Annotated in this window: 9 protein-coding genes; 5 read left to right on the forward strand and 4 right to left on the reverse strand. The window is 56.7% G+C overall.

Annotated features, from left to right (window positions below):
* Window positions 1–3: 3 nt before the first annotated feature.
* Genes GSQ70_RS00505 through GSQ70_RS25665 form a run of 5 tightly spaced genes read left to right on the forward strand, consistent with a single transcriptional unit; the run spans window position 4 to window position 2971 of the window.
* Window positions 4–942 (forward strand): DUF1177 domain-containing protein, encoded by a 939-nt coding sequence (locus GSQ70_RS00505; protein ID WP_158780457.1) that lies wholly within the window; start codon window positions 4–6, stop codon window positions 940–942.
* A 1-nt stretch (window position 943) separates the two neighbouring features.
* Window positions 944–1624, forward strand: coding sequence for an AroM family protein (locus tag GSQ70_RS00510; RefSeq protein ID WP_158780458.1), 681 nt, complete (start codon window positions 944–946; stop codon window positions 1622–1624).
* Between the two features lie 12 nt (window positions 1625–1636).
* On the forward strand, window positions 1637–2326 hold the full coding sequence (gene pepE, locus GSQ70_RS00515) for a dipeptidase PepE (protein ID WP_158780459.1): 690 nt from the start codon (window positions 1637–1639) through the stop codon (window positions 2324–2326).
* A 16-nt stretch (window positions 2327–2342) separates the two neighbouring features.
* Window positions 2343–2660: an aspartate/glutamate racemase family protein gene (locus GSQ70_RS25660; protein WP_199257184.1), complete on the forward strand. Its 318-nt coding sequence runs from the start codon at window positions 2343–2345 to the stop codon at window positions 2658–2660.
* The gene (locus GSQ70_RS25665) at window positions 2654–2971 is read left to right on the forward strand and encodes a hypothetical protein (protein ID WP_199257185.1); all 318 of its coding nucleotides are present in this window, start codon (window positions 2654–2656) and stop codon (window positions 2969–2971) included. Before GSQ70_RS25660 ends, GSQ70_RS25665 begins: the two co-directional genes overlap by 7 nt.
* 86 nt (window positions 2972–3057) lie before the next feature.
* Here the strand turns inward: GSQ70_RS25665 and GSQ70_RS00525 are convergent, their stop codons facing one another.
* The 4 genes from GSQ70_RS00525 to GSQ70_RS00540 form a co-directional block, all read right to left on the reverse strand.
* Window positions 3058–3984, reverse strand: coding sequence for a nucleoside hydrolase (locus GSQ70_RS00525; protein ID WP_158780460.1), 927 nt, complete (start codon window positions 3982–3984; stop codon window positions 3058–3060).
* A 27-nt stretch (window positions 3985–4011) separates the two neighbouring features.
* Window positions 4012–5538 (reverse strand): amino acid ABC transporter permease/ATP-binding protein, encoded by a 1527-nt coding sequence (locus GSQ70_RS00530; protein WP_158780461.1) that lies wholly within the window; start codon window positions 5536–5538, stop codon window positions 4012–4014.
* Between the two features lie 23 nt (window positions 5539–5561).
* Complete coding sequence (locus GSQ70_RS00535) at window positions 5562–6374, reverse strand: ABC transporter substrate-binding protein (RefSeq protein WP_158780462.1); 813 nt, start codon at window positions 6372–6374, stop codon at window positions 5562–5564.
* Between the two features lie 190 nt (window positions 6375–6564).
* Window positions 6565–6941, reverse strand: a 377-nt coding sequence (locus GSQ70_RS00540) for a flavin reductase family protein (protein ID WP_199257186.1), incomplete at its 5' end; no start/stop codon positions are given.

The raw sequence follows: 6941 nt of genomic DNA on the forward strand, positions 1-6941 counted from the left end.
GTTATGAGCTTACAACAAACATTACAGGTTTTTGAGTTACTCGACAGTGCGTATGCCAGCGGCGACAAGGTGAAAGCCCTTTTCAGCGGTTACAGTGATATCGACGTCACCGTGAAGAGCGTTACCGGGAATAAAGGCAGCACCGATTTTGTTAAAATTGTCATTCCAGGCACCCACGGCAAACGTGGCGGCGGTACAGCACTGACGCTGGGGATCGTGGGGCGTCTGGGCGGTATCGGTGCGCGCCCGGGGCGTATTGGCCTGGTTTCAGATGCTGACGGTGCCATTGCCGCCGTGTCCAGCGCTCTGAAGCTGGCTGAAATGCAGCGTCAGGGCGACAGTCTGCCGGGCGACGTTATCGTCACTACTCATATTTGCCCGGATGCGCCAACCCGCCCACACGAGCCGGTAGACTTTATGGATTCTCCGGTGGAAACCGAGGATATGAACGAGCAGGAAGTCTCAGAGGAGATGGATGCGGTACTGTCAATCGACACCACGAAGGGGAACCGCATCATCAATCATAAAGGCTTTGCCATTTCACCGACGGTGAAAGAGGGCTACATTTTGCGGGTTTCAGAAGATCTGCTGCGGGTAATGGAAATGACCACTGGCCAGCTGCCGGTGACCTTCCCGATTACCACTCAGGACATTACGCCGTACGGCAACGGCGTCTATCATCTTAACAGCATCCTGCAGCCCTCGATTGCCACCTCTGCGCCTGTGGTTGGCGTGGCAATTACGGCTGTCGGCATCGTTCCGGGCTGCGGCACCGGTGCCAGCCATGAAACGGATATTGCGCTGGCCTGTAAATACGCGGTGGAAGTGGCTAAAGAGTTCACTCGTGGCACCTGTCAGTTCTACGATAAAGCAGAATATCAGCGGCTGCAGGATCTCTACGGCTCGCTGGCCCATCTGCAGAAACGTCAGCCGGGAGTCTGAAATGGCGATCCGCAAAATCGGTACCCTGACCATCGGGCAGGCACCACGAAGTGATATTACGCCGATCCTTGATGCTGCATTGCCGTCCGGCGTCAGCTGTCTGCATGCGGGCGTGTTGGATGGGCTGGATGACGCGGCAATCAATGAACGTTTTGCTCCGCAGCCGGGTGATGCGCTGCTGACCTCTCGCCTGCTGGACGGACGTGCAGTGGTGATGGGAAAACCGGCGGTGGGCAGGGCAATCCAGCAGAAGATCGACTGGCTGGAAGAGCAGGGGTGCGAAATTATCGCTATTCTCTGCACCGGAGAGTTTCATGGCCTGCGCAGTCAGCATGCCTGGCTTATTGAGCCGGACCAAATCCTGCCGCCGACGCTCAACGCGCTGGTGGGTAGCCGTCGTGCCGGGATACTGGTGCCGCTGGCGTCACAAATCGCCAGCGAGCTGGAGAAATGGCAGGGCGCTGCGCAAACGCCAGTGTTTGCCGTCGCTTCACCGTACACCGCCAGTGAAGAGGAAGTGGCCACAGCCGCACGTTCACTGGCAGAACAAGGGGCAGAGGTGATCCTCACCGACTGTATGGGCTACACCGGCTGGCATCAGGCGATCTGCGCGCAGCACGTTGAGCAGCCGGTGATCCTGTCCAATAAGCTACTGGCTGACCTGCTACGTAATTTGCTTTGAGAGGAGAGAAGAATGGATCTGCTGTTACTGAGCAACTCGGCCATGCCGGGCCTGGCTTATCTTGAATATGCGCTGGCTCCGCTGAAGGCGCAGCTGGGCGGGCGCCGCAGGGTGCTGTTTATCCCCTTTGCTGGCGTGACCCAAAGCCACGATGCCTATACAGATAAAGTTACTCTGGCACTGACGGAGCTTGATCTGGAGATCACCGGCATCCATACCGTGACGGACCCGCTGGCGGCAATCGCCGATGCTGAGGTCATTATGGTTGGCGGTGGCAATACGTTTAATCTGCTGAAAACCGCCCGCGAGCAGGGCCTGCTGGAGCCCATCCGCCAGGCAGTGAAGAAGGGCGCGCTGTACGTTGGCTGGAGCGCAGGAGCTAACCTCGCCTGCCCGACGATCCGCACCACCAACGATATGCCGATTGTCGATCCCGGTGGGCTGGATGCGCTGAACCTGGTGCCGCTGCAGATTAATCCGCACTTTACCAACGCGCTGCCAGTCGGCCATCAGGGCGAAACACGCGAGCAGCGCATTCGCGAACTGCTGGTGCTCGACCCCGAACTGCAGGTTATTGGCCTGCCGGAAGGCAACTGGATTTCAGTACAGAACGGCCGTGCTCATCTGGCTGGCAGCAATCCGACGCTGCTTTTCAAAGCCGGTGAGGCGGCCATTACGCTGGCTGCGGATCACTGTTTTTGACTGATAAGGAGCGGATATGCTGGGGATTATTCGGGTTCTGACCCATGACGATCAACACTTTGTAGAGGAACACGGGCGCCTGATCCAGCAGGAGTACGGTATTGCCTCGATCAGCCGTTGTATAGCCGATCAGCGCAGCGGGATCTTTGATGCACAAAGCGAAGCGCTGGCCATTCCAAAGATTGTGGCGCTGGGAGAGCAGCTGGAAGCCGAAGGGTGCAACATGCTGTTTCTCAGCTGTGCGGCCGATCCAGGACTGGCGATGCTGCGTGCGGCGGTAAGCGTGCCGGTAGTGGGCGCAGGCAGCGCGGCGGCGAGTATTGCTGCATGCTGAAACGTCCGGTGGCCGTGATGGGAATTGGCGCTGAAGCGCCTGCACCGTTTCGGGGATTAACAGAAAATGGCCCGGGTTATGCGCGGCCGGAAGGCGTGTTCAACACCACCGATCTGCTGACCGCCGAAGGCCGCAAGCGGGCGCTGGAGTGTGCCGACAGGCTTTACCAGCAAGGGGCCGAGGTGATTGCTTTTTCCTGTACGGGTTTTTCCACCATCGGGCTGGCCGATATGATCCGTTCGGAGCTGGGAAAAATAGCTGTCGATGCGGTGAGCGCCGCAGGCCTGTTTGCCAGCCAGTTTTCGCGCTGAGTTGATTAAGAAAGACGCTCAGGGGGTTCAGATCATCATCCCCCTGTTCAGATCGCCTTGCCACTCACTGGGCAACTCACTTCTCCTCAATTCAACACACGCAAACACTCCAGAAAGGCCGCTTTAACCTTATCGGCCTGCACTTCCAGACACAACGTCTGTTTGTGGCAGCCAGAGAAGGGATTAAACCGGGACGCTAAATGCGTGAGCTGTCGCAATGTCTGCCCGAGGGTGATCCCTTCGCTGACGACCCTGACCGGGGATTCCACCGTGGTGAAAAACTCCGGATGGTTAAGCCAGGAGATGGTCAGTGTGTCGTGCAGCGCCATGCCTTCAAACCCTTCCTTCTCCAGGCTGTAGCGCAGATACCCTTTTGAGATGGCCTCCAACACCGGCAGGTTGAGGCCGCGGATCTCCTCACCGGTGATCAGCACTTCATGGGTAACGTCGAGCGGCAGAACCACCACCGGCAGCGCGGAAGAGAGCACCTGATCGGCCGCGTGCGGATCTTTCCAGATATTGAATTCGCTGTGTGGCGTAACGTTGCCTGCATGGCCGTGAGTGCCAAAAGCGCCACCCATAATCACCAGTTCTTTGACCAGTGGGATGATTTCAGGCGCTATATTAATGGCCGTGGCGATATTGGTCAGCGGGCCGATCGCCACCAGAGTGACCTCGCCCGGCAGAGACTTCACCGTATCAATAATAAAGCTGACCGCATTGTCAGCTTCTTCATCAAAAGGGTTGGCTAACGCATCGCCCAACCCGTCGTCGCCGTGAACCGTGGCTGCGTTAGTCACCTGAGATAACCCCAGCGGGCGGGAACAGCCACGAAATATCGGGGCATTCAGGCCGATTTGCCGTGAGAACAGTTTGGCATTTTTTACTGCCTGACCCACCGCTACATTGCCAAATACGGTGGTGATGCCGAGAATATCTTGCGTTTTCGACGCATAAGCCAGCGCAAAAGCATCATCCACGCCGATATCTGTATCAAAGATGATTTTTCTCATCACGCCCTCTGGTCATCAGGCCGGGGTTCAGCCCGGCGCAAAGTTAACGTCTTTGAGGAAGGCTTTGATCCTTGGATGCTGCCCGTCCTGCAGCACTTCCGGCGCATCGTCACAGACCACGCGGCCCTTCTCCATAAACACAATACGATCCGACACCTTAAAGGCAAAGTTCATCTCATGGGTCACAATCACCATGGTGATGCCTTCTCCGGCCAGTGTTTCAATCACCTGCAATACTTCGTTCACTTTCTCCGGATCGAGTGCCGACGTGGGTTCATCGAACAGCATAATCTGTGGCCGCATCATCAGCGCCCTGGCGATAGCCACTCGCTGCTGCTGTCCGCCGGAAAGCTGATGCGGGTACTTCATTGCATGGTCCAGCATGCCGACTTTTTGCAGCAGGACGCAAGCCTGATGCTTCAGCTCGCTCAGCGGCGCGGTGCGATGGTAGCGCGGAGCCAGCAGCAGGTTGTTCACCACCGTCAGATGCGGGAACAGGTTAAAGCTCTGGAACACCATGCCAATATTCAGGCGATGTTCATCGTGTTCGATAAAGCGCGGCTTCTGCGTACCCTGTTTGCTCAGCTGAATAAAGGGCTGGCCATTAATCCGGATCTCACCATTATCAATCTGCTCCAGGCCGTTCAGCAGGCGGATCAGCGTAGTTTTACCGGAGCCGGAAGGGCCGATAACAGAAACCACTTCGCCAGGCTGAATCTTCAGGTTAACAGCACCCAGCACTTCCACATTGTTATAAGCCTTATGCAGCTTCAAGGCCTGTAACGCCGGGATATCCTGTGCCAGGGCAGGGCGTGCCACAGCGGCCAGCGGCTGGCTGGCTATAGCGGCCAGGGTTGGATCGAGCGGACGGGCTGTGTTGCGTTGGGTCACGTCCAGATAACGCTCCAGCCTTTTCAGCAGGAAGTCGAACACCGTGACGATAAACACGTAGTAAAACGCCACCGCCGCCATCGTTTCCATCACCAGGAAGTTCTGCGAGTAGAGGCGCTGGCCGACCATCAGGATTTCGGTCAGTGAGATCACCGACACCAGCGAGCTGAGCTTCACGATTGAGATGTACTCATTCGCCAGTGAGGGCAGCGCCACGCGGATCGCCTGAGGAATAATTATCCGCCACTGAATACCCGCATAGTGCAGGCCGAGGGCGCGTGCAGCCTCCCGCTGGCCTTTTGGAATGGATAACAACCCGCCGCGATGGATCTCGGCGATATAGGCCGTTTCGCTCAGCACCAGCGCAATCAGGCCTGCCCAGAAAGGATCGCTGAGCAGGGCAGAAGATGCCGGCAACGCCTGCGGGAGGTTATAGACAAAGATTAGCAGCACCAGCAGCGGCAAACTGCGGAACAGCCAGATATAAACACGGGCGGGAACGGACAGCCAGGGCTGAGAGGCCTGCTTGCCCAGCGCCAGCACAAAGCCCAGCACGATGCTGATCGCCCAACTGAGCAGGCTCAGCTTGCATACTGTCCAGGTGGCCAGCCAGAAGTCTGCGTCACTCAACAGACTCAGTAAGTAGTTCCAGTCAAAAGTCATGCTTACTCTCCCGCCCGTCCGGATTACTGTTTCAGTGCCTGAATATCGGCGTCCTGCGGCTCAGCCAGGTGATATTTTTTCACCAGGGTGGCGTAGTCGCCGCTGGCTTTATAAGCGGCAATCCCGTCGGTTAATTCTTTTTTGAAGTCCGGATTGGTTTTGCTTACGCCCAGGCCGACCAGCACCGGATACAGCAGCGTGTCGGAAGTCACCGCCAGGCGGCCTTTCATCTTCTCAACAACCTGGCTGGCTACCGCTGCATCGGTCATCTGCACTTCTACCGCGTGAGAAAGCATGGCCTGCGTCACCTGCGGATCGGTTGAGAACTCGCTGACTTCAATCGGTTTCTGACCCTGCTTCACACAGTAATCGGTGGAAAGAGTGTGCAGTTTTTCCAGCCAGTAAGTGCCCTGCATTGAGCCGACTTTATGGCCGCACAGCTCTTCAGGTTTTTTCGGCTTGAAGGTGCTGCTGCTCAGGGCAATCAGCGATTCGCCGGTCTTCAGATAAGGGATCATATCGATCACTTTGCTGCGCTCCGGGGTGATAAACAGCGCAGAAGCAATCAGATCAAAGCGTTTGGCCTGCAGGCCCGGGATCAGGCTGGTGAAGCGGGTATCCACATAGCGCGGTTCCAGCTTCATCGCTTTCGCCACGCCATTGATAAACTCGATATCGAAACCGGCCGGCGTTTTGCCGTCCAGGTATTCGTAAGGAGGGAAGGTGATGTCGCTGCCGACGGTCAGTTTGCCCGGTGTCATTACCGCCGCCTGAGCGAAAGCGGTAGAGGCCAGCAGAGATAGCGTTAAGCCTTTTGCGATATATTTGATTTTCATGTTAAATCTCCGGTGCAGGTATTTCCCCTTGATATTTCGCACTGCAGGTGCGTTGGCTGCTCAAGCCCACCCCAGTCACTTACTAAAGTAAGCTCCTGGGGTTGGGCTCGCTGGCCGCCTTCCTGCAGCACGAACTATTTTGGGTAACTTATTATTTTTAAAAACTGATTTTAGTCAGCCACATAAATTCTTAAGGCTGATCGCGCTGGATCAGCACATACTGCCGCGCCTGTCTTGCCAGCGGCACGCCGGGGTGACGATGAACGGTTTTGACTTCCCCAATCAGCATCACATGGCTGTTCAGCACCAGCTGGTTCGCCAGCTGGCAGTTAAAACTGGCCACCGCGCCGTGTAGCAGCGGTTGACCTTCGGCACTCTCTCCCCAGTCACTGTCATTAAAGGTCCGGGCATTGCGGGTAGGAGCCGCAAAAATTTGAGCCAGCGATTTCTGTACTTCGGACAGCACGCTGATGCTGAAGCCGCCATTTTGCTCAATTGCCGGACACAACGGGCTGTCACGGTGCAGGCAAATCATCAGCAGGCGCTGCTCGGCAGAGACAAACGTCA

Origin of the sequence: Pantoea sp. BAV 3049 (assembly GCF_009765445.1) — a bacterium.
In the GTDB taxonomy this organism is placed as follows: Bacteria; Pseudomonadota; Gammaproteobacteria; order Enterobacterales; family Enterobacteriaceae; genus Erwinia.

What these genes read in the sequence shown, in the direction of transcription:
- GSQ70_RS00505 (WP_158780457.1), top strand. Translation starts at nt 4, where the DNA reads ATGAGCTTACAACAAACATTACAGGTTTTTGAGTTACTCGACAGTGCG.
- GSQ70_RS00510 (WP_158780458.1), top strand. Translation starts at nt 944, where the DNA reads ATGGCGATCCGCAAAATCGGTACCCTGACCATCGGGCAGGCACCACGA.
- pepE (WP_158780459.1), top strand. Translation starts at nt 1,637, where the DNA reads ATGGATCTGCTGTTACTGAGCAACTCGGCCATGCCGGGCCTGGCTTAT.
- GSQ70_RS25660 (WP_199257184.1), top strand. Translation starts at nt 2,343, where the DNA reads ATGCTGGGGATTATTCGGGTTCTGACCCATGACGATCAACACTTTGTA.
- GSQ70_RS25665 (WP_199257185.1), top strand. Translation starts at nt 2,654, where the DNA reads ATGCTGAAACGTCCGGTGGCCGTGATGGGAATTGGCGCTGAAGCGCCT.
- GSQ70_RS00525 (WP_158780460.1), bottom strand. Translation starts at nt 3,984, where the DNA reads ATGAGAAAAATCATCTTTGATACAGATATCGGCGTGGATGATGCTTTT.
- GSQ70_RS00530 (WP_158780461.1), bottom strand. Translation starts at nt 5,538, where the DNA reads ATGACTTTTGACTGGAACTACTTACTGAGTCTGTTGAGTGACGCAGAC.
- GSQ70_RS00535 (WP_158780462.1), bottom strand. Translation starts at nt 6,374, where the DNA reads ATGAAAATCAAATATATCGCAAAAGGCTTAACGCTATCTCTGCTGGCC.